This is a genomic window from Bradyrhizobium sp. HKCCYLRH3099 (assembly GCF_051167855.1).
Lineage (GTDB): Bacteria > Pseudomonadota > Alphaproteobacteria > Rhizobiales > Xanthobacteraceae > Bradyrhizobium.
Window position 1 is genome coordinate 94,378 of sequence record NZ_JBNPTW010000011.1, and the last position, 21,297, is coordinate 115,674.

The window sequence follows — 21,297 nt, forward strand, 5'->3', positions numbered from 1 at the left end:
CACGCCGCGGCAGTGGTGATGAACGGAGGTGCCGGTGGCGACCCGATCGCCCGGTCAAGCCGGGCGGTGACAGTTGCGGTGGCGGCAGGCGGTGGGGCGGACCGCTTGCCGGCTGCTGCTACTCCAGGCCTTGCGCCGGCGGCATCTTTGCGGTGGGCAGGATCTGCGGCGCCGGCTTGGCTGCCGGCGCGGTCGATCCGGTCGTCTGCGGAGCGGCTGCCGCAGACTGGACGGGCTTGGCGTCGGCCGGCTTCGCCTCCAACGATTTCGCCTCGGCCGGCTTGGGCGCGTCGGCCTTGGCCTCGATCGGCTTGGTCTCTGCCGGCTTCACGTCTGCCGACTTCGTTTCTGCAGGGTTCAACTCGACAGGCTTGATCTCGGCCGGCTTGACGTCGGCGACCTTCGGCACAGCGGCCTTGGGGGCGTCAGCCGGCCTCGGCGCGAGCGCCGCGGTCTGCGGCGACGGCGCGGCGGGTCGGACGGCCGGAGCGGCCAGCCTTGGTGCCTGCGTCGGGGCAACAGCCGCCACCCGCGGCGCCACCGGAGCCGGCGGCACGATACGTGGATCAGCGCGGATCACGGTCGGCGGCGGCAGCCGGTCGAGGCCGCCGCGCGGCGCCGGCTCGTAGCGCATGCGCTCGTACTGCTCGCCCCATTGGAACGCCGGCACGAAGCGGATGATGCGGCCGGAGCGGGCGTCAACCACCAGCTTGCCGTCCTCGCCCTGGCGGTCCAGCACCGCGACGACATAGACGTTGCCGCGCTGGCGCGGTGCGCCGAGCGGCGAGAAGCCGTTGTCGCGCAGGATGGCGTAGACCTCGTGCACCGGCAGGAACGCGGGCGCGTAGCCATAGTCCTGCTGATAGCCTTCACGGTAGCCGTCCTGCCGGTAGCCGTCGCGGTAGCTATCCTGGCGGTACACCGGCGCCGGCGGCGCGTAGCGCTCCTCGCGATAGCCGTCGTCCGGCCCCGGTCCGTAGCCGTAGCGTGGCGGCGGCGCGGGCACGACCGCCGGCGGCGGCGCCTCGGAATAAGGCGCATCGAAATCGGAGACCGCCGTGTACGGCCCGCGCATACCCGGCAGCGGCTCCGCCTGGGCGGCAAAGGCTGCGATCAACGAGGCCGAGACGGCTCCAACTAGCAACTTCATGGCTCAAAGCTCCTGCATGCCCCCGCACGTGAAGCTGTTCGCTTCTTCTCAAGTGCCACGGAAGGTCTGCCGCGATTCCGGCGGTCCTGGGTCGGAGTGTGGGCGGGATCGGGGCGCCGTGTTGCAAAATCGAGCGATGCACGTGATCGGCCGAGCCGGACGGGCCGTTCAGTGAAGAGAAAACGGGAGATTTGCCTGGAGAATACCGGCCTGAGCGCTGCGGAACCGGGGACTCCGGGCCGCTTGTGTGATAGGGTCAAGTTTGGCATCTTGCGGTTTAGGACAGAATTGCTGTCTAAAATTTCGTTGCAAAGGTGACCGAGACTTTGCAATGATGTTACGGCGCCGCTCCCGATCGTGGGCGCTGCGACATGAACAGGCCGCGGTCGTTCAGTGGGACATGGTCCCCCGGTGGCTGGCCTGAACTCTGCAAATGCGGCTCGCTGACAAGGACGAGCGTTGGTTCCGGAGAGGGGCCCGCGCAGCGCCCGGGGTGCGCCGGACTGTGTACCGGACTGTGGTGAAGGCCCTGACCAATAACTGATGGGGACGGATATGAGCGGATCGAAGGTCGAGCACGGAAAGTTGGGCGGCGCGGTGCTGGCTGTGGATTCGCATGAAAAACCGGCCGAGATCACCCGCGAGCTGCACACGTGGCGCCCCGAGGCTGAGGGCCTGTACGATCCCTCGCTGGAGAAGGATTCCTGCGGCGTCGGCTTCATCGCCAATATCAAGGGCCAGAAGTCGCATCAGATCGTCGCCGATGCGCTGAACATCCTGTGCAACCTCGAGCACCGCGGCGCCGTCGGCGCCGACCCGCGCTTCGGCGACGGCGCCGGCATCCTGGTGCAGATTCCGCACGCCTTCTTCTCGCGCAAGGCGAAGGAGCTCGGCTTCGCCCTGCCCGCCCCCGGCGAATACGCCATCGGCGCGCTGTTCATGCCGCGCGACGAAGCCTGGCGGAACGTCATCAAGAGCATCATCGCCGACCAGATCGAGGACGAGGGCCTGGTGCTGCTCGGCTGGCGCGACGTGCCGACCGACAACTCCTCGCTGGGCGTGACGGTCAAGCCGACCGAGCCGCGCAGCATGCAGGTGTTCATCGGCCGCAACGGCGCCGCCAAGACCGAGGATGAGTTCGAGCGCAAGCTCTACATCCTCCGCAAGTCGATCTCGCAGGCAATCTATCAGCGCCGCGACCGCGGCATGTCGGGCTATTACCCGTGCTCGATGTCGTGCCGGACCGTGATCTACAAGGGCATGTTCCTGGCCGACCAGCTCGGCAAGTACTACGCCGATTTGCACGAGCCGGACTTCGAGAGCGCGCTGGCGCTGGTGCATCAGCGGTTCTCGACCAACACCTTCCCGACCTGGTCGCTGGCGCATCCCTACCGGATGATCGCGCATAACGGCGAAATCAACACGCTGCGCGGCAACGTCAACTGGATGGCGGCGCGCCAGGCGTCGGTGTCGTCGGAGCTGTTCGGCAAGGACATCAGCCGGCTCTGGCCGATTTCCTATGAAGGCCAGTCCGACACCGCCTGCTTCGACAACGCGCTCGAATTCCTGGTGCAGGGCGGCTACTCGCTGCCGCACGCGGTCATGATGATGATCCCGGAGGCGTGGGCCGGCAATCCGCTCATGAGCGAGGAGCGCCGCTCGTTCTACGAATATCATGCCGCGCTGATGGAGCCGTGGGACGGCCCCGCCGCGATCGCCTTCACCGACGGCCGCCAGATCGGCGCCACGCTCGACCGCAACGGCCTGCGGCCGGCGCGCTATCTCGTGACCAAGGACGACCGCATCGTGATGGCGTCCGAGATGGGCGTGCTGAAGATCCCGGAGGACCAGATCGTCACCAAGTGGCGGCTGCAGCCCGGCAAGATGCTGCTGGTCGATCTCGAGCAGGGCCGCCTGATCCCGGATGACGAGATCAAGGCGCAGCTCGCCGCCAGCCATCCCTATACCGAGTGGCTCGCCCGCACGCAGATCCAGGTCGAGAAGCTGCCGGATGCGCCGACCAAGGGCGCGCGCACCAATTTGCCGCTGCTCGATCGGCAGCAGGCGTTCGGCTACACCGCCGAGGACATCAACATCCTGATGACGCCGATGGCGGCCACCGGCGAGGAGGCGACGGGCTCGATGGGCAACGACGCGCCGATCTCGGCGCTGTCGGACAAGCCGAAGCTGTTGTTCACCTACTTCAAGCAGAACTTCGCCCAGGTCACCAACCCGCCGATCGACCCGATCCGCGAGGAGCTGGTGATGAGCCTGGTGTCGATCATCGGCCCGCGCCCGAACCTGTTCGACCTCGAAGGCGTCGCCTCGACCAAGCGGCTCGAAGTGCATCAGCCGATCCTGACGGATGCGGACCTCGAGAAGATCCGCTCGATCTCGGAGGTCTCCGACAGCCACTTCGTCTCGCGCACGCTCGACACCACGTTCGATGCGAGCCTGGGCGCCGCCGGCTTCGAGCAGGTGCTCGACGATCTCTGCGGCCGCGCCGAAGCTGCCGTCCGCGAGGGCGTCAACATCATCATCCTGTCCGACCGCATGGTCTCGAACGACCGGATCCCGATCCCGTCGCTGCTGGCCTGCGCCGCCGTGCATCACCATCTGATCCGCACCGGCCTGCGCACGTCGGTCGGTCTCGTCGTCGAGAGCGGTGAGCCGCGCGAGGTGCATCACTTCGCGTGTCTGGCCGGCTATGGCGCCGAGGCGATCAACCCGTATCTCGCCTTCGAGACCATCATCGCGCTGAAGGACAAGCTGCCGGGCGCGCTGAGCGACTACGAGGTCGTCAAGCGCTACATCAAGTCGATCGGCAAGGGCCTGCTCAAGGTCATGTCGAAGATGGGCATCTCGACCTACCAGTCCTATTGCGGCGCCCAGATCTTCGACGCGGTCGGGCTGCGTGCCGAGTTCGTCCAGAAGTTCTTCGCCGGCACCCACACCCGCGTCGAAGGCGTCGGCCTCGCCGAAATCGCCGAGGAGACCACGCGCCGTCACCGCGACGCGTTCGGCGACGCGCTGGTCTACAAGTCCGCGCTCGACGTCGGCGGCGAATACGCCTTCCGCACCCGCGGCGAGGATCACGCCTGGACGGCGGAGTCGGTCGCAACGCTCCAGCATGCCGTGCGCGGCAACTCCAAGGACCGCTATCAGGCATTCGCCAAACTGCTCAACGAGCAGTCCGAGCGGCTCCTGACCCTGCGCGGCCTGTTCCGGATCAAGTCGGCCGAGGACGACAAGCGCAAGCCGGTCCCGCTCGACGAGGTCGAGCCGGCCAAGGAGATCGTCAAGCGTTTCGCCACCGGCGCGATGAGCTTCGGCTCGATCTCGCGCGAGGCGCACACGACGCTCGCGATCGCCATGAACCGGATCGGCGGCAAGTCGAACACCGGCGAGGGCGGCGAGGAAGCCGACCGCTTCAAGCCGCTGCCGAACGGCGATTCCATGCGCTCGGCGATCAAGCAGGTCGCCTCGGGACGTTTCGGCGTGACCACGGAGTATCTCGTCAACTCCGACATGATGCAGATCAAGATGGCGCAGGGCGCGAAGCCCGGCGAAGGCGGCCAGTTGCCCGGCCACAAGGTCGATGCCACCATCGCCAAGGTGCGCCACTCGACCCCTGGTGTCGGCCTGATCTCGCCGCCGCCGCATCACGACATCTACTCGATCGAGGATCTCGCGCAGCTGATCTACGACCTGAAGAACGTCAATCCCGACGGTCAGGTCTCGGTCAAGCTGGTGTCCGAGATCGGCGTCGGCACCGTCGCGGCCGGCGTCGCGAAAGCGCGCGCCGACCATGTCACGATCGCCGGCTTCGAGGGCGGCACCGGCGCCTCTCCCCTCACCTCGATCAAGCATGCGGGCTCGCCGTGGGAGATCGGCCTTGCCGAGACGCATCAGACGCTGGTGCGCGAGCGGCTGCGCAGCCGCATCGTGGTCCAGGTCGATGGCGGCTTCCGCACCGGCCGTGACGTCGTGATCGGCGCCCTGCTCGGCGCCGACGAGTTCGGCTTTGCCACGGCGCCGCTGATCGCGGCGGGCTGCATCATGATGCGCAAGTGCCATCTCAACACCTGCCCGGTCGGCGTCGCCACCCAGGACCCGGTGCTGCGCAAGCGCTTCACCGGCCAGCCCGAGCACGTCATCAACTACTTCTTCTTCGTGGCCGAAGAGGTCCGCGAGATCATGGCAGCGCTGGGCTACCGCTCGTTCAACGAGATGGTCGGCCAGGTGCAGATGCTCGACCAGTCCAAGCTGGTGGCGCATTGGAAGGCCAAGGGCCTCGACTTCTCCAAGCTGTTCGTGAAGCAGAAGGAAGCGCCGGGCCAGAAGATCCATCACGCCGAGAAGCAGGACCATCACCTCGAGGCCGTGCTCGACCGTCGTCTGATCGAGCAGGCGCGGCCCGCGCTCGACCGCGGCGCACCGGTCAGGATCGAGGCCGAGATCAACAACACCGACCGTTCGGCGGGCGCGATGCTCTCGGGCGCGGTGGCCAAGATCTACGGCCATGCCGGCCTGCCGCAGGACACGATCCATGTCAGCCTGAAGGGCACGTCGGGACAAGCCTTCGGCGCATGGCTGGCGCACGGCGTGACCTTCGAGCTCGAAGGCGAAGGCAATGACTATGTCGGCAAGGGCCTGTCGGGCGGCCGCATCATCATCAAGCCGCCGCGCAACTCCGGCATCGTGCCGGAGGAGTCGATCATCGTCGGCAACACCGTGATGTACGGCGCCATCTCCGGCGAATGTTTCTTCCGCGGCATCGCCGGCGAGCGCTTCGCGGTTCGTAACTCCGGCGCTGTCGCGGTGGTCGAAGGCGCGGGCGATCATTGCTGCGAATACATGACCGGCGGCATCGTGGTCGTGCTCGGCAAGACCGGGCGCAACTTCGCGGCCGGCATGTCGGGCGGCGTCGCCTACGTGCTCGACGAGGCCGGCGACTTTGACAAGCATTGCAACATGGCGATGGTCGAGCTTGAGCCTGTCTTGTCGGAGGAGATGATCGCCGAGGACACCTATCACCAGATGGGCGACCTCGAGGCGCATGGCCGGGTCGACGTGTTCAAGAACCTGCTGGCGTCCGACGTCGAGCGCCTGCACGTCCTGATCTCGCGTCACGCCAAGGCCACCGGATCCAAGCGCGCCGCCGACATCCTGGCGAACTGGAAGGAATTTGCGCCGAAGTTCCGCAAGGTCATGCCGGTCGAGTACCGCCGCGCCCTTCGCGAGCTCGCGGCCAAGGCCGACGCCGAGCCGAAGATCGCGATCGGGGCTTGATGTTGCTCCTCATGGTGAGGAGGCGCGAAGCGCCGTCTCGAACCATGAGGCCGAGAGCGGGGCCTCGCCCTTCGAGACGCGGCGCAAGCGCCGCTCCCCGGGGGTGAGGAGAAGCAGGAAACTAGATCCTCATGGTGAGGAGGTGCGCAGCACCGTCTCGAACCATGAGGCCAGGATCGAGGCCTCATCCTTCGAGACGCGGCGAAGGCGCCGCTCCTCAGGATGAGGGGAAGCACAGAGGAAATTCCTCATGGTGAGGAGGCGCGAAAGCGCCGTCTCGAACCATGAGGCCCGAGCAGTCAGGGACGTCACAGGTCATGGGCAAGGTCACAGGTTTTCTCGAAATCGAGCGGCACGATCGCAAGTACGCGCCGGTTGCCGAGCGGCTGAAGCATTTCCAGGAATTCGTGGTGCCGCTCTCCGAGAAGGAGCTGCGCGACCAGGCGGCGCGCTGCATGAACTGCGGCATCCCCTATTGCCACGGCACCGGCTCGGCCGCGCCGGGCACGCCCGGCTGCCCGGTCAACAACCAGATCCCGGACTGGAACGACCTGATCTACAATGGCAACTGGGAAGAGGCGTCGCGCAACCTGCACTCGACCAACAACTTTCCGGAGTTCACCGGCCGCATCTGCCCCGCCCCGTGCGAGGCGTCGTGCACGTTGAACATCGACGACAATCCGGTGACCATCAAGACGATCGAATGCGCGATCGTCGACAAGGCGTTCGAGCAGGGCTGGATCAAGCCGGAGCCGGCCGCGGTGAAGACCGGCAAGAAGGTCGCGATCGTCGGCGCCGGCCCCGCGGGCCTTGCCGCCGCGCAGCAGCTCGCGCGCGCGGGACACGAAGTGCACGTCTATGAGAAGCACGCCAAGGCCGGCGGCCTGCTGCGCTACGGCATTCCCGACTTCAAGATGGAGAAGGGCATCATCGACCGCCGCATCGCGCAGATGGAAGGCGAAGGCGTCGTGTTCCATTACGGCGCCCATGTCGGCGGCAAGGACGGCATCGACCCGAAGTCGCTGCTGAAGGATTATGACGCCGTGGCGCTGACCGGCGGCGCGGAAGCCCCGCGCGACCTGCCGATCCCCGGCCGCGACCTTGCCGGCATCCACTACGCGATGGACTTCCTGCCGCAGCAGAACCGCCGCGTCGGCAACGAGCCGGTCAACGCCACCGAGATCCTCGCCGGCGGCAAGCATGTCGTCGTGATCGGCGGCGGCGACACCGGCTCGGACTGCATCGGCACCTCGCTGCGCCAGGGCGCCCTGTCCGTCACCCAGCTCGAGATCATGCCGGCGCCGCCGGAGCGCGAGGACAAGGCGCTGACCTGGCCGAACTGGCCGTTGAAGATGCGGACCTCGTCGAGCCAGGCCGAGGGCGCGGTGCGCGAATTCGCGGTGCTGACGCAGAAGTTCGAAGGCGAAAACGGTGCGGTGAAGAAGATGCACTGCGTGCGCGTCGACGCCCAGTTCAAGCCGATCCCCGGCACCGAGTTCGTGCTCGATGCCGACCTCGTGCTGCTGGCGATGGGCTTCGTGCATCCGGTCCACGAGGGCCTGCTCAAGAGCCTCGGCGTCGACCTCGACCCGCGCGGCAACGTCAAGGCCAACCTCTCGGACTACCAGACCTCGCTGCCGAAGGTGTTCTCCGCCGGCGACATGCGCCGCGGCCAGTCGCTGGTCGTGTGGGCGATCCGCGAGGGCCGGCTGTGCGCCCAGGCCGTCGACAAGTTCCTGATGGGCAAGACCGAGCTGCCGCGCTGAGCGCGGCAGACGCCGCGCGTATTGGCCTCTACCTTCTTAATCGGACCCGATCCGCCAACCCCGAGCTCGCTGCGCCCCCCTCCCCCTTGCGGGGAGGGGTCGGGGGTGGGGGTCCCCGGGCGCTGAACGAAGTTGAGTCCGCCGGCTCTTCAGCCAAGCAAGCGGCAGTCGCAGCTCCCGCCGACGCTCTCCACTCTAGCTACTTCCGTCATTGCGAGCGCAGCGAAGCAATCCAGAGTCGTGGGCAGGCCTCTGGATTGCTTTGCTGCGCTCGCAATGACGCGGTAAGTTCATCGGCTTAAGCGAGCGGTTCGCCCGCGGGGAAGAGTTCAGCTCAACGACGTAGGTCTGGATTCGTGGACCCCCACCCCCGCCCCCTCCCCGCAAGGGGGAGGGGAGCGCACCGTCTTTGCGGCAGGACGGTCGGCCGATCACTGACACATCAAGCCGACTGACAATCAGGCTGTCGTCCGCGCCCAGATGTCCTCGACCGGCACGGGAGGCGTCACCCGAAACACCTCGTCCATCAACCGGCCGAGTTCGTCGGCGCTTGCGATCGTGCGCTCCTCGATCACCTCGCCATCGCGGGCCTGCGTCTGATAGCGGCGGCTGACCAGCTTGTGCCGCACGGTCGGCTCCACGCGCTCCATCATCAGCGTGTGCGTGGCCGGCACATTCGCGTTGGTGGACGTGTACCAGCTGCCGAGCACGTAGTCGGCGTGGATCTGCGGCGCAAGGTCGAAGGCGTACATCATGCGCCAGCCGGCCGGCTGCCTGGCGCTGATCGTGTAGAGCCCGTCCCACAGGCCGATGCGGAACGTGCCCATCGGCGTGGTCTGCTCGGGCCCGACCTCCAGTGCAATTGGCGCATCCATCAGGCAGATGCCGAAGCCGACATCGACCAGATATGGCCGGCCTTCGGCTTCCACCAGCAGCATCATGTGCTGCCGCGGTCCGAGCGGATCGGTCGGCTGCGAGCGCCAGCGCACCCTGCCCGTCAGGCCCGTGACCTTGAAGCCGATCGACTCCAGCGCCGCCTGGAACAGCACGTTCTGCTCGAAGCAGTAGCCGCCGCGGCGGCTGTGGACGAGCTTCCGCTGCACCGAGGCGAGATCGACATGGACGGGGCGCCCCATCAGCGGATCGAGCGCTTCGAATGGCAGGGCATCGACATGCGCGGCCTGCAGGGCGCTTAACGTCGCCAGGTCAGGGGCGAGCAGCCCGCGATAGGCGATACGGGCGAGATAAGATTCCAGCTGAAACTCGTCCGCCATCGCATCGCCTTCCGATCAGTTCTCGATCCGCGCCCAGATCGCATCGACGGCGACCGGCAGCGTGACGCCGAAGACCTCCTCGACGACACGCTGCAACGCCTCCGGCGTTTCGATGATCTGCTCGCTCCTGACTTCGCCGTCGCGCGCCTCGACCACCAGCCGGCGGTTGACCAGCTTGTAGCGCGCCTCGGACGTCAGCCGCTCCAGGATCAGCATCGAGGTGAACGGAGTCAGCGGGCTGGTCGAGGTGAACCAGTTGGAGAGCACATAGTCGGCGTGGATCTGCGGCGTGAGATCGAACACATACATCGTGCGCCAGCCCGCCGGCTGCTTCGCCGCGAGCCAATACAATCCATCGGACAGCGTCAGACGGAACATACCCATCGCCGTCGGCTGCTCGATGTCGGGGACCATCCGCAGCGGCGTATCGAGCAGGCAGGAGCCGAAGCCGACATCGGCGAGGTACGGTCCCTCCGGCAGGTCGACCTTCAGCATCATATGCGTGCGCGGCGTATGCGGCGCGGTCGCGTCGAGCCGCCAGCGCACCCGCGCCGACAGCGGCGTCACCGCAAAGCCGATCGCCTCCAGCGCCGCCTTCAGCAGCGCGTTCTGCTCGAAGCAATAGCCGCCGCGGCGGCCGTCGACGATCTTGGCCTGCACCGAAGGAAGGTCGATGTGCACGGGACGGCCGAGCAAGGGATCAATGCCCTCGAACGCGATCGCATCGACATGCGCCGCCTGCAATCCGGCGAGCGTCTCGAACGTCGGCGTCAGCGGCCCACGATAGCCGATGCGGGCGAGGTATTTGTCGAGATTGAAGTCGGGAGACATCGTGACGAAAACTTCCAACAACCCAGGCCGCTATATCAATCGTCGTCATTGCGAGCGTAGCGAAGCAATCCAGGGCTCAGCAAGGACTCTGGATTGCTTCGCTTCGCTCGCAATGACGACGGCTGAGATCACGCCACCCCAGCGCGCAGCAGATCGTGCATGTGCAGGATGCCGACCGGCTTGGCGCCATCGGTCACGATCAGCGTCGTGATCTTGGCGGAGTTCAGGATCTCCAGCGCCTCCGACGCCAGCGCCTCGCGACGGACGGTGCGCGGGTTGGCGGTCATGATCTCGTCGACCGAAACGGACAGCAGGTCGGACCGCATCTTCCGGCGCAGATCGCCGTCGGTGATGATGCCCGCGACATGGCCGCGGCCGTCGACGATGATGACGCAGCCGAGCCCCTTGGCCGACATCTCTTCCAGCGCATCGGCCATGCCGGTGCCCAGCGGCTTCAGCGGCACGGCGTCGCCGGAGCGCATCAGGTCGGAGATGTGCTTGAGCATGGCGCCGAGCTTGCCGCCCGGATGGAAATTGGCGAATTCGAGCGCGGTGAAGCCGCGGCCCTCGAGCAGTGCGATCGCGAGCGCATCGCCGATCGCGGCCTGCATCAAGGTCGAGGTGGTCGGCGCGAGATTGTGCGGGCAGGCCTCGCGCGCCTTGGGCAGCTCCAGCACGATCCGCGCCGCCTGCCCCAGCGACGATTGCGCGTTCGAGGTGATCGCGATCATGGGGATGGCGAAGCGCTTGGTGTAGTTGACCAGCGTCTTCATCTCCGGCTGCTCGCCCGACCAGGACAGCGCGATGACGACGTCATCCGAGGTGATCATGCCGAGATCGCCATGGCCGGCCTCGGCGGAATGGACGAAGAAGGCCGGCGTGCCGGTCGAAGCCAGGGTCGCCGCCATCTTGCGCGCGACGTGGCCGGACTTGCCGAGCCCGGTCAGGATGGCGCGGCCCTTGGCCTGGCGGATCAGCTCAACGGCGGCGGCGAAGGCCGCCCCCAACGGGCCGCGCAGCGCGGCCGAGATCGCGGCAATGCCGTTGCTGCCGGCGTCGAGCGTGCGCAGCGCCGATTGGATGTCCGCGTTGGCGGGAGGGGCTTCGGTCAACGGCTTCGATCTCGGCATTCTCGCTTCCAGGCTGATTCAAAGGCTGAGACAGTCAGGCGCCGCTCTTTAGCATGGGTAAGGCGGCAAGGCGTCATCAACAGCCCATTAACCATATTTGTTTTTACTCCCTTAACGACGGTGTTGGCCGGCGGCGCGGGACGGCCTCGCGACGCAATTGATTTTGTTGGAGTATTTTCATCGTGGGGTGGAGGCCTGACAGCGGCCGCGGGGGGCGCGCGATGCGGCGCGGCGTCTCCGCCGCTTGCCTGCTGCTCGGCACCCTCGGCACCGACGCGGCCTGCGCCCAGACCATCGACGTCTTCCGGCCCGTGCGCGACGGCTTTCTCGCCCCGCAGGAGTCGCCGCTGCGGCGGACCGCGGTCAGCGGCCTGTCCGATGCGGTCACGACACCCGGCGTCCCCTCCACGCCGCCTCCGCCCGGCTCCCCGGCGCGCCAGACGCGGGTCCCGCTGCCCGGCGTCCCCGCCGCCAGCGGCGCGGCCGATGTCGGCTATGATTCGCTGAACCGCACCCGCAAGAAGCCGAAATTCTACCCCGCTCAACCGCGGCCGAAGCCGGCGCCCGGACCGGGCACGCCGCCTTCGGGTGAGCTGACCGGGCAACTCCGCCCGGCCCTGCCGCCGTCCGCCTCCGCCAACCGGCAGCCAGTCCCGCCGGCGATGGCCGGCACCGTGCCCGGCCAGCCGCCGCGCAAGCGGCTGCGGATCGACGACGACCCGTTCGGCGCGGTCGGCGACTATGTCGGGCCGTTCCTGATCAAGGGCGCGGTCGAGCTGTCGGCCGGCTATGACAGCAACCCGGCGCGCCTCGCGCGGCCGCGCGGCATGCCGGCCTGGATGATCGCGCCGGAATTTCTGGCGGTGTCGAACTGGGAGCGCCACGCGCTGGTCGCCGATCTGCGCGGCTCGTTCACCGGCTATGGCAGCACTCTGCCCGCCATGATGGACGGCGGCATCAATTCGGCGCCGACCACGCTCGACCGTCCCGACTTCACCGGCCATGTCGATGGCCGCCTCGATGTCACCCGCGACACCTCGGTCGGCGCCCAGCTCCGCCTGCGCGCCGCGACCGACAATCCCGGTAGCCCGAGCGTGCAGGCGGGACTGGCCCGCTATCCGGTCTACACCACGCTCGGCACCACCGTAGGCTTCGATCAGCGCTTCAACCGGCTGCAGATCTCGGCCGGCGCCACCGCCGACCGCACCAGCTATCAGCAGAGCAAGCTGACCGACGGCACGATGACCTCGAACGACGACCGCAACTACAACCAGTTCGGCGGTATCGGCCGGGTGTCCTACGAGGTCACGCCCGCCCTGAAGCCGTTCGTCGAGGTGCAGGGCAATACCCGCACCTACGACCGGCAGTTCGACCGCTCAGGCTATCAGCGCGATTCGGCCGGCGGCTACGCCAAGGCCGGCACCTCCTTCGAGTTCACCCGTCTGCTCACCGGCGAGCTCTCGCTCGGCTACGCCACGCGCAGCTACACCGATCCACGGCTCGACCGGCTGCAGGGATTTCTGACCTCGGCCTCGCTGGTGTGGTCGGCGACGCCGCTGACGACGGCGCGCTTCCTCTCGGACACGCAGGTCGCCGAGACCACCGTCGCGGGGGCCTCCGGCGTGCTGATCCGCACCTACACCGTGCAGGTCGACCACGACTTTCGCCGCTGGCTGACCGGCATCGGCAAGTTCACCTTCGGCACGCTCGACTACCAGGGCTACGGCCGCAACGACCGGACCTATTCGGCCGAAGGCAACCTCGTCTACAAAATGACGCGCAGCCTCTGGGTCAAGGGCACGCTACGCTACGACAAGCTGGATTCGAACATCGCAGGCGCGGCGTCGTCGGGCACGGTGGTGATGCTGGGGGTGAGGTTGCAGAACTGAGCCCCCGCCCTCTCTCTCCCCGTCATTGCGAGGAGCGAAGCGAAGAAGCAATCCAGGGCCGCACGTGACGCCCTGGATTGCTTCGCTGCGCTCGCAATGACGCGGTTGGAGCGTCGCTTCAATCAAGCAACACCGCCCGCAGAAGACCTACGCCGCGGTCACCGTCAGATGGGCGCCATCCGCCTGCACGATGCGGACGCGGCTGCCTGCGGGTGTGTCCGGACCGGCCACGCGCCACACCGTGTCGTCGATGCGCACCGTGCCGTTGCCGTCGATGATCGGCTTCTCCAGGGTGAACTCGCGCCCCACCAGCGCGGCGGAGCGGCGGTTGAGGAACGGGTTGTCGCTGTCCGACGCCGTGCTCCTGCGCGCGACGTGCCGCCACAGCGGTACCGCCGCGATCGAGAACAGCGCGAACATCAGGATCTGCAGCTGCCAGGCGGGCGCGAAGCCAAACGAGATCACGCCAACCAGAAGCGCGGCGATCCCGAGCCAGATCAGGAACACGCCCGGCGCGAGCAGCTCCAGCGCCATCAGGATGACGCCGAAGATCAGCCAGTTCCAGGTGCCGAGCGTCACCAGAATGTCGCTCATGAGTGACCTCCCCTGCCTCAGGCCTGCGGCGGCTTCGGCGGCGTGCCCGCTGGCGGCACCGAGCCGCCGCGGCGCGCGGCCGCGACCGCATTCTCGCCGAACGTCGCCTTGGCGATCTCGCCGATGCCGGCGAGCGAGCCGAGCATGCCGGTCGCCTCGATCGGCAGCATGATCACCTTCTGGTTCGGGGAATCCGCGAGCTGGCCGAACGCCTTGATGTATTTGTCGGCGATGAAGTAGTTGAGCGCGGCGACGTCGCCCTTGCCGATAGCGTCCGACACCATCTGCGTCGCCTTGGCCTCGGCCTCCGCGGCGCGCTCGCGCGCCTCGGCGTCGAGGAACGCCGATTGGCGGCGGCCTTCCGCCTGCAGGATCTGGCTCTGCTTGGCGCCTTCCGCGCGCAAAATCTCCGACTGGCGCTGGCCCTCGGCCTGGAGAATGTCGGCGCGCTTGACGCGCTCGGCCTTCATCTGCCGGCCCATCGCCTCGACCAGATCCGCCGGCGGCACGATGTCCTTGATCTCGATGCGGTTGACCTTCAGCCCCCAGGGTGACACCGCGGCATCGACGACGCGCAACAGCCGTTCGTTGATCTCGTCGCGATGCGACAGCACCTGGTCGAGGTCCATCGAGCCCATCACCGAGCGGATGTTGGTCATGGTCAGGGTGATGATCGCCTGGTTGAGGTTGGACACCTCGTAGCTCGCCTTGGCCGCATCGAACACCTGGTAGAAGGCGACGCCGTCCACCGTGACGGTGGCGTTGTCCTTGGTGATGACTTCCTGCTCGGGAATGTCGATCACCTGCTCCATCATGTTGATCTTGCGCCCGATGCGGTCGAAGAACGGGACGATGATGTTGAGGCCGGGCGACAAGGTGCGGGTGTATTTGCCGAACCGCTCCACGGTCCAGTCGAAGCCCTGCGGCACGGTCTTTACGCCGGAGTACAGCGTGAAGATGACCAGCAGCACCAGCGCTATGGCGAAAATGTCGAAACCGCTCATGGATCCTCCAAGGGAGGAGACAGCCGTCTCCTCACCGAACTCTGCAGCAATCACAATCTAGGGATTGCCGCATGATTTTGTCGGGGGTCCGATGGTCACGGTTCAGCAACATATTTTCGACGGCCGCGGCTCCGTCGATCTTGTGCCGAAGTGGAGCTTACCTAGACGGCCGGCAATACCGCTGCCGGCTTCAGAGCCAGCCCTGCAGCTCGCGCAGCACCAGTTGCCGCAGCACCTCCATGCCGGGCGCGCTGTCGTTCAGGCACGGCACGGCCGAGAATTCCTCGCCGCCATTGTGCTTGAAGATCTCGCAATTCTCGCCGGAGATTTCCTCGAGCGTCTCGAGGCAGTCGGCGGCGAAGCCCGGCATCACCACCGCGATGCGCTTGACGCCGTCCTTGGCGAGCTTCTCGATGGTCTTGTCGGTGTAGGGCTGCAGCCACTCCGAGAAGCCGAAGCGCGACTGGAACGTCAGCAGCAGCTTGGTGTCGTCCATGCCGAGCCGCTTGCGCAGCAGCTCCGTCGTCGCCACGCACTGCTCGCGATAGGGATCGCCCTTGTCGACATATTCCTTGGGCATGCCGTGGAACGACGCCACGATCAGCTCGGGCGTATACGGCAGCGTCTTGAGATGCTCTTCGATCGAGACCGCGAGCGCCTCGATGTAGAAATCGTCATTGTAATAGGGCGGCGTCACCCGGATCGTCGGCTGCGCGCGCATCTCGGTCAGCACGCGGAACGCCTCGTCACAGACGGTCGCCGAGGTTGCGGCCGAATATTGCGGATACAGCGGCACCACCAGGATGCGGTCGCAGCCTTTGGCCATCAGGCCGTCGACGCCGGCCTTGATCGACGGATTGCCGTAGCGCATCGCCCAGTCGACGATGACATGGCTGCGATCGGCCATCGCCGTGGCAAGCTTCTCGCTCTGCGCGCGGGTGATGGTCTTGAGCGGCGATTCGTTCTTCTCGTTGTTCCAGATCGACTGGTAGTCCTTCGCCTTCTTGCGCGGCCGGACATTGAGGATGATGCCGTTGAGGATGATCTTCCACAACAGTCCCTGGTCCTCGATCACGCGGCGGTCGGACAGGAATTCCTTGAGATAGACGCGCACGCCGGCGGCATCGGCCGTATCCGGCGTGCCGAGATTGACGAGCAGCACGCCGACCCGCGCCGTGCTCGCGGCTGGTGACGGCTTCATATCGACGGGCCTGACTTCGACAGGCCTGGCATTGTCGAGAGAGATGGCGGCGGTCATGATGCCCGTGACTGGTGAAGGGCGTGGCTTGGCGGCTTGTTTCGACATTGTCAAGATAAGGGCCATTTCACCGATGTCATCGGGCTGGAGGAGCCATGACGATTGCTGAGCTATGCATTTTCGCCAGCGTAATGCTCTATCTCATAACGATCGTGCCGGCGAAATGGATCAGCGTCGAGGGCGGCGGTCGCTACGACAATGCCAGGCCGCGCGATCCCGCGTTTTTCCGCGCCGGGATTCGGGAGCGGGCCCTGGGCGCCCACCAGAACGGCATCGAGGCGTTCCCGTTCTTCGCCGCCGCCGTGCTGCTGGCGGAGTTCCGCGCCGCGCCGCAGAACCTCATCAACGAGCTGTCGGTGCTGTTCGTCATCGTGCGGGTGGCCTATGTGCTGACCTATATCGGCGATCGGCCCTCGCTGCGCTCGATCCTGTGGGCGATCGGCTTCCTGATCACGGTCGGGATCTTTTTCCTGCCGCTGCTGCGCGTCTACCTGCCCGTCTGAGCCCGCGCCGGACGTGAGGGGCGTCACATCCCCGTCCCCACGGGGCTGCTAACCAAGGGGGCGGAACACCTCTGTCTGTACGCTTTTCGTTTCCCCTTTGATCCGGCCCGCTACAGCCAGTTGATTGGATTTGGCAGTAAAATTCCCTATAGGGCGGGGTGAATTCGGACTGCTGCAGCGGCGCCGTAAGGCCGCCAGAGGACTTGTGATGACCTTGACCAGCTCGGCCTCCGCGCGCGCGCCGCGCGACCCGGGAAACTACCAGACCGCCCTGCAATCGACGGTGCGGGCGGCCTCGGACTGGCTGATCGCCAACCAGAAGCCGGATGGCCATTGGGTCGGCCGCGCCGAGTCCAACGCCTGCATGGAGGCGCAATGGTGCCTGGCGCTGTGGTTCCTGGGCCTTGAGGACCATCCCCTGCGCAAGCGCCTGGGCCAATCGCTGCTCGACAGCCAGCGCCCTGACGGCGCCTGGCAGGTCTATTTCGGCGCGCCCAATGGCGACATCAACGCCACCGTCGAGGCCTATGCCGCGCTCCGCTCGCTCGGCTTCCGCGATGACGAGCCGCCGGTGCGACGCGCGCGCGAATGGATCGAGGCCAAGGGCGGCTTGCGCAACATCCGTGTGTTCACCCGCTACTGGCTGGCGCTGATCGGCGAATGGCCGTGGGAGAAGACGCCGAACATCCCGCCCGAGGTCATCTGGTTTCCGCTCTGGTTTCCGTTCTCGATCTACAATTTCGCGCAATGGGCGCGCGCCACGCTGATGCCGATCGCGGTGCTCTCGGCCAAGCAGCCGAGCCGGCCGCTGCCGCCGGAGAACCGGCTGGACGCGCTGTTTCCGCGCGGCCGCGGCGCCTTCGACTACGAGCTGCCGGTCAAGGCCAATGCCGGCGGCTGGGACAAGTTCTTCCGCGGTGCCGACAAGGTGCTGCATGCGCTGCAGAACCTCGGCAACAAGCTCAATCTTGGCCTGTTCCGCCCCGCCGCGACCAGCCGCGTGCTGGAATGGATGATCCGCCACCAGGATTTCGACGGCGCCTGGGGCGGCATCCAGCCGCCCTGGATCTACGGCCTGATGGCGCTGTACACCGAAGGCTATCCGCTCAATCATCCCGTGCTCGCCAAGGGGCTCGATGCGCTGAACGATCCCGGCTGGCGCGTGGACGTCGGCGATGCAACCTTTATCCAGGCAACCAACAGCCCGGTGTGGGACACCATCCTCACCCTTCTCGCCTTCGACGATGCCGGCGTGCTCGGCGACTATCCCGAAGCGGTCGAAAAGGCCGTTAACTGGGTGCTCGACCGCCAGGTGCGCGTGCCCGGCGACTGGTCGATGAAGCTGCCGCACGTCAAGCCCGGCGGCTGGGCCTTCGAATACGCCAACAACTATTATCCCGACACGGACGACACCGCGGTGGCGCTGATCGCGCTGGCCCCGCTGCGCCATGATCCCAAGTGGAAGGCCAAGGGCATCGACGAGGCGATCCAGCTCGGCGTCGACTGGCTGATCGGCATGCAGAGCCGGGGTGGCGGCTGGGGCGCGTTCGACAAGGATAACAACCAGCAGATCCTGACCAAGATTCCGTTCTGCGATTACGGCGAGGCGCTCGATCCCCCCTCGGTCGACGTGACCGCGCACATCATCGAGGCGTTCGGCAAGCTCGGCATCTCGCGCAACCATCCGTCGATGGTGCAGGCGCTGGACTATATCCGCCGCGAGCAGGAGCCGAGCGGCCCGTGGTTCGGCCGCTGGGGCGTCAACTACGTCTACGGCACCGGCGCGGTGCTGCCGGCGCTGGCCGCGATCGGCGAGGACATGACCCAGCCCTATATCGGCCGCGCCTGCGACTGGCTGGTTGCGCATCAGCAGCCTGACGGCGGCTGGGGCGAGAGCTGCGCCTCCTACATGGACATCTCAGCCGTCGGCCGCGGCACCACCACGGCGTCGCAGACGGCGTGGGCGCTGATGGCCCTGCTCGCCGTCAACCGTCCGCAGGACAAGGACGCCATCGAGCGCGGCTGCATGTGGCTGGTCGAGCGCCAGTCCGCCGGCACCTGGGACGAGCCCGAATTCACCGGCACCGGCTTCCCCGGCTATGGCGTCGGCCAGACCATCAAGCTGAATGATCCCGCGCTGTCCGAGCGCCTGATGCAGGGCCCCGAGCTCTCCCGCGCCTTCATGCTGCGCTATGGCATGTACCGCCACTATTTCCCGCTGATGGCCCTCGGCCGCGCGCTGCGGCCGCAGGGGCATGGCCACATCGCGTCCACACCCACGCTGTCGTCCCGGGCTTGACCCGGGACCCATACTCACCGCTCGTGACGAGGCGGACCGCTGGCAGCAACGTCCCTCGATAGCATCCGCGGTATGGGTCCCCGCGTTCGCGGGGACGACACCCGTTGTGGGGCACGCGTTCGCCAAGCACTCTGCTGTCGTCCCTGCGAACGCAGGGACCCATAACCACAGGGAGCAGTTCGAGGCAGGCGTGTAGTTAAAGGCTCGCTCAATCACAGCCGCCGCGGCGTATGGGTCCCGGATCGGCGCCACGATCGCGCTAGTGCGCGCTCGTGGCTTGTCCGGGACGACAGTGATCGTATTGCGCGAACTCGGCCCACCACCACCGCTGTCATGCCCGCGCAGGCGGGCATCCAGTACGCCGTGGCGGATGCGTTGGGCAGGAGCGTCGTAGCTCAGCGCAGCCCGCTCAGAAACAGGTCGTGCGTTCCGCCGCCATGTAGCCGAACAGCAGGCCCACGCCGAACAACAAGACCAGCCCCGCCGCCCCAAACTCCAAGCCCCGCATGATCAGCGCGCCGCCGCCGTCGCGGCCGGCGCTGAGGCGGCGGGCGACGTCCTTGGCGGCAACGGCAATCACCGCGATGGTGGCGACGGTGATCGCGGTGCCCATGCCCATCGCGATGGTGGCGGCAACGCCGGCCCAGAACATGCCCTGCGCCAGCGCGAACACCAGCACCAGGATCGCACCCGAGCAGGGGCGGATGCCGGCGGCGAAGATCGCCTGGAAGCCGCGCCGCCAGCCGCCGGGACCGGCGAGCTCGCTCGGCGCCGGGCCGTGGGAATGGCCGCAGCCGCAATCGTCGCCGTGCACGTGGCCATGGTGCGCGTGATCGTGATGAACGTGATCATGAGCGCCGTGACGATGCGCAGCGGCCACAGGGGCATGATCGTGGTGATGATGATCATGCCCATGATGGTGGTCGCCATGATGATGCCCGTGACCATGGTCATGCCCATGGTGATCGTGGCCGTGATGATCGTGGCCGTGGTGATCATGTCCATGATGATCATGCACAGGCGCACGATGCTGATGATCATGCGCGTGGCCGTGATCATGCGCCGACGTCACCACCGCGGCTGGCGCGCCCGCCAGCGCCAGTGCCGGCGCCGGGGGCTGCCACGTGCGCAGGAACAACGCGCCCTTGACCCACACCAGTCGCGCGCCGAGCAGCGCGATCAGGCCGTAGCTCGCGATCTCCACCACCTTCTCGGCGCTGCACATCGTGGCCGCGGTGGCGTTGAGCAGCACGGCGCCGACACCGACGATCGCGACCGCGACCAGCGCCTGCATCAGGCCCGAGGCGAACGACAGCACGATGCCGCGCCGCGCCGTTTCCTGGTTGGCGACGAGATAGGAGGCGATCACCGCCTTGCCATGGCCGGGGCCGGCCGCGTGGAAGATGCCATAGGCGAAGGAGATGGCAAGCAGCCACCACACCGCCGAGCCGTCGGCCTTGGCCGCGCGGATCGTCGACGACATCTGGCGGTAGAATTCCGATTGCTTGGCCAGGATCCAACCGACGATGCCGCCGACCTGCGGCTCGGCCGGCGCGCCGAATGGCGACTTGGCGAGCAGCACATGGGACGCCGCGTCGGCGGCGAGAAGCGCGGCAAGGATCGCGGCGCAGGTCAGGAGCGGTCGAGAGCTGGGGCGAGGCGTCATGGACATTCCACTGAGATCTTGTTGGCGAAATTCATTCCGAAATTGGCGTTCGCCCCGCCGCTCAGGAATGTCTGTTCGTTCATGGTCTGCGCGACGGCGCCGCCGTCGCTCGGTCTCACCAGGCCGAACTTGCAGCCTGAGGGAGCACTGACCAGCTTGACGGGATCCTTCTCCGCCATCTGGAAATCGATGAAATAGCTGGGATCGTACACCTCGACCTGCAGCTCCCTGGGCTTCACCGGCGCCTTCAGCGGCAGGGTGAAGTGGAGGGTCAGCTTGGTGTCCTTGTATTCGAGGTAGTAGTCGACGGGATCGACGAGCTTCTGCTTGCGGCCGTCGGCCTTCACGAAGGTGAAGTAGGCATATTCCTTCAGCGACTCGGCGTTGGTCTGCGCCAGCGGCGCCAGCTCCTCGCGGGTGTAGACGCCCTTCTGCTTGGTCTCCAGACCCTGCAGCGCATAGGTCGCGAACATGTCGTCGAAGGTCCAGGCGTGGCGCACGCCGGTCACCGTGCCGTCGGCCGCGTAGAGCAGCTCGCTGGTCGCGGTGACCCAGACATGCGGATGGGCGCTCGCCGCGCTCGCGCCGAGCACGAGCGTCAGCGCAGCGAGAATGACACGAACGACCGCCATCACCTTCAC

14 protein-coding genes are annotated in these 21,297 nt (G+C 66.8%); 5 read left to right on the top strand and 9 right to left on the bottom strand.

All coding sequences use genetic code 11. From position 1 onward, the window contains the following. Window positions 1–118: 118 nt before the first annotated feature. Window positions 119–1,150, bottom strand: coding sequence for a hypothetical protein (locus ACQR1Y_RS21070; RefSeq protein ID WP_434879387.1), 1,032 nt, complete (start codon window positions 1,148–1,150; stop codon window positions 119–121). 555 nt (window positions 1,151–1,705) lie between these two features. Between ACQR1Y_RS21070 and gltB the strand changes: the two genes are divergently transcribed. Both gltB and ACQR1Y_RS21080 read left to right on the top strand, forming a co-directional pair. Next, window positions 1,706–6,442: a glutamate synthase large subunit gene (gene gltB, locus ACQR1Y_RS21075; RefSeq protein WP_434879388.1), complete on the top strand. Its 4,737-nt coding sequence runs from the start codon at window positions 1,706–1,708 to the stop codon at window positions 6,440–6,442. A 317-nt stretch (window positions 6,443–6,759) separates the two neighbouring features. After that, on the top strand, window positions 6,760–8,208 hold the full coding sequence (locus tag ACQR1Y_RS21080; protein ID WP_434879389.1) for a glutamate synthase subunit beta: 1,449 nt from the start codon (window positions 6,760–6,762) through the stop codon (window positions 8,206–8,208). Window positions 8,209–8,666: 458 nt separating this feature from the next. Here the strand turns inward: ACQR1Y_RS21080 and ACQR1Y_RS21085 are convergent, their stop codons facing one another. The 3 genes from ACQR1Y_RS21085 to ACQR1Y_RS21095 form a co-directional block, all read right to left on the bottom strand. After that, the gene (locus ACQR1Y_RS21085) at window positions 8,667–9,482 is read right to left on the bottom strand and encodes an arylamine N-acetyltransferase family protein (RefSeq protein WP_434879390.1); all 816 of its coding nucleotides are present in this window, start codon (window positions 9,480–9,482) and stop codon (window positions 8,667–8,669) included. 15 nt (window positions 9,483–9,497) lie between these two features. Beyond that, a complete protein-coding gene (locus tag ACQR1Y_RS21090) occupies window positions 9,498–10,313 on the bottom strand; it encodes an arylamine N-acetyltransferase family protein (protein ID WP_434879391.1) in 816 nt (271 codons plus the stop codon). 128 nt (window positions 10,314–10,441) lie between these two features. Next, the gene (locus ACQR1Y_RS21095; RefSeq protein WP_434861590.1) at window positions 10,442–11,443 is read right to left on the bottom strand and encodes a KpsF/GutQ family sugar-phosphate isomerase; all 1,002 of its coding nucleotides are present in this window, start codon (window positions 11,441–11,443) and stop codon (window positions 10,442–10,444) included. 182 nt (window positions 11,444–11,625) lie between these two features. Between ACQR1Y_RS21095 and ACQR1Y_RS21100 the strand changes: the two genes are divergently transcribed. Beyond that, window positions 11,626–13,332, top strand: coding sequence for an outer membrane beta-barrel protein (locus ACQR1Y_RS21100; RefSeq protein WP_434879392.1), 1,707 nt, complete (start codon window positions 11,626–11,628; stop codon window positions 13,330–13,332). A gap of 147 nt (window positions 13,333–13,479) precedes the next feature. Here the strand turns inward: ACQR1Y_RS21100 and ACQR1Y_RS21105 are convergent, their stop codons facing one another. The 3 genes from ACQR1Y_RS21105 to hemH all read right to left on the bottom strand — a co-directional run bounded on the left by ACQR1Y_RS21105 (window position 13,480) and on the right by hemH (window position 16,188). After that, a complete protein-coding gene (locus tag ACQR1Y_RS21105; RefSeq protein ID WP_434879393.1) occupies window positions 13,480–13,926 on the bottom strand; it encodes an NfeD family protein in 447 nt (148 codons plus the stop codon). Window positions 13,927–13,943: 17 nt separating this feature from the next. Then, window positions 13,944–14,930 (bottom strand): SPFH domain-containing protein, encoded by a 987-nt coding sequence (locus ACQR1Y_RS21110; protein ID WP_434879394.1) that lies wholly within the window; start codon window positions 14,928–14,930, stop codon window positions 13,944–13,946. A gap of 190 nt (window positions 14,931–15,120) precedes the next feature. Further along, entirely contained in the window at window positions 15,121–16,188 is a 1,068-nt protein-coding gene (hemH, locus tag ACQR1Y_RS21115) for a ferrochelatase (RefSeq protein WP_434861594.1), read from the bottom strand. Window positions 16,189–16,283: 95 nt separating this feature from the next. Here hemH and ACQR1Y_RS21120 point away from each other — a divergent pair, with 95 nt between their 5' ends. Then, on the top strand, window positions 16,284–16,691 hold the full coding sequence (locus tag ACQR1Y_RS21120; protein ID WP_434861595.1) for an MAPEG family protein: 408 nt from the start codon (window positions 16,284–16,286) through the stop codon (window positions 16,689–16,691). 208 nt (window positions 16,692–16,899) lie between these two features. Continuing rightward, complete coding sequence (gene shc / locus ACQR1Y_RS21125) at window positions 16,900–18,990, top strand: squalene--hopene cyclase (protein WP_434879395.1); 2,091 nt, start codon at window positions 16,900–16,902, stop codon at window positions 18,988–18,990. A 409-nt stretch (window positions 18,991–19,399) separates the two neighbouring features. On the opposite strand, the gene ACQR1Y_RS21130 is transcribed toward shc, so the two are convergent. Next, the gene (locus tag ACQR1Y_RS21130; RefSeq protein WP_434879396.1) at window positions 19,400–20,656 is read right to left on the bottom strand and encodes a nickel/cobalt transporter; all 1,257 of its coding nucleotides are present in this window, start codon (window positions 20,654–20,656) and stop codon (window positions 19,400–19,402) included. Then, on the bottom strand, window positions 20,653–21,288 hold the full coding sequence (locus ACQR1Y_RS21135) for a DUF1007 family protein (RefSeq protein ID WP_434879397.1): 636 nt from the start codon (window positions 21,286–21,288) through the stop codon (window positions 20,653–20,655). The genes ACQR1Y_RS21130 and ACQR1Y_RS21135 overlap by 4 nt, the downstream gene beginning before the upstream one ends. Between the last annotated feature and the right edge of the window lie 9 nt (window positions 21,289–21,297).

Bases quoted from the DNA above. Each gene is read 5' to 3' on its own strand.
- ACQR1Y_RS21070 (WP_434879387.1), bottom strand. From the start codon at position 1,150: ATGAAGTTGCTAGTTGGAGCCGTCTCGGCCTCGTTGATCGCAGCCTTT.
- gltB (WP_434879388.1), top strand. From the start codon at position 1,706: ATGAGCGGATCGAAGGTCGAGCACGGAAAGTTGGGCGGCGCGGTGCTG.
- ACQR1Y_RS21080 (WP_434879389.1), top strand. From the start codon at position 6,760: ATGGGCAAGGTCACAGGTTTTCTCGAAATCGAGCGGCACGATCGCAAG.
- ACQR1Y_RS21085 (WP_434879390.1), bottom strand. From the start codon at position 9,482: ATGGCGGACGAGTTTCAGCTGGAATCTTATCTCGCCCGTATCGCCTAT.
- ACQR1Y_RS21090 (WP_434879391.1), bottom strand. From the start codon at position 10,313: ATGTCTCCCGACTTCAATCTCGACAAATACCTCGCCCGCATCGGCTAT.
- ACQR1Y_RS21095 (WP_434861590.1), bottom strand. From the start codon at position 11,443: ATGCCGAGATCGAAGCCGTTGACCGAAGCCCCTCCCGCCAACGCGGAC.
- ACQR1Y_RS21105 (WP_434879393.1), bottom strand. From the start codon at position 13,926: ATGAGCGACATTCTGGTGACGCTCGGCACCTGGAACTGGCTGATCTTC.
- ACQR1Y_RS21110 (WP_434879394.1), bottom strand. From the start codon at position 14,930: ATGAGCGGTTTCGACATTTTCGCCATAGCGCTGGTGCTGCTGGTCATC.
- hemH (WP_434861594.1), bottom strand. From the start codon at position 16,188: ATGACCGCCGCCATCTCTCTCGACAATGCCAGGCCTGTCGAAGTCAGG.
- ACQR1Y_RS21120 (WP_434861595.1), top strand. From the start codon at position 16,284: ATGACGATTGCTGAGCTATGCATTTTCGCCAGCGTAATGCTCTATCTC.
- shc (WP_434879395.1), top strand. From the start codon at position 16,900: ATGACCTTGACCAGCTCGGCCTCCGCGCGCGCGCCGCGCGACCCGGGA.
- ACQR1Y_RS21130 (WP_434879396.1), bottom strand. From the start codon at position 20,656: ATGACGCCTCGCCCCAGCTCTCGACCGCTCCTGACCTGCGCCGCGATC.
- ACQR1Y_RS21135 (WP_434879397.1), bottom strand. From the start codon at position 21,288: ATGGCGGTCGTTCGTGTCATTCTCGCTGCGCTGACGCTCGTGCTCGGC.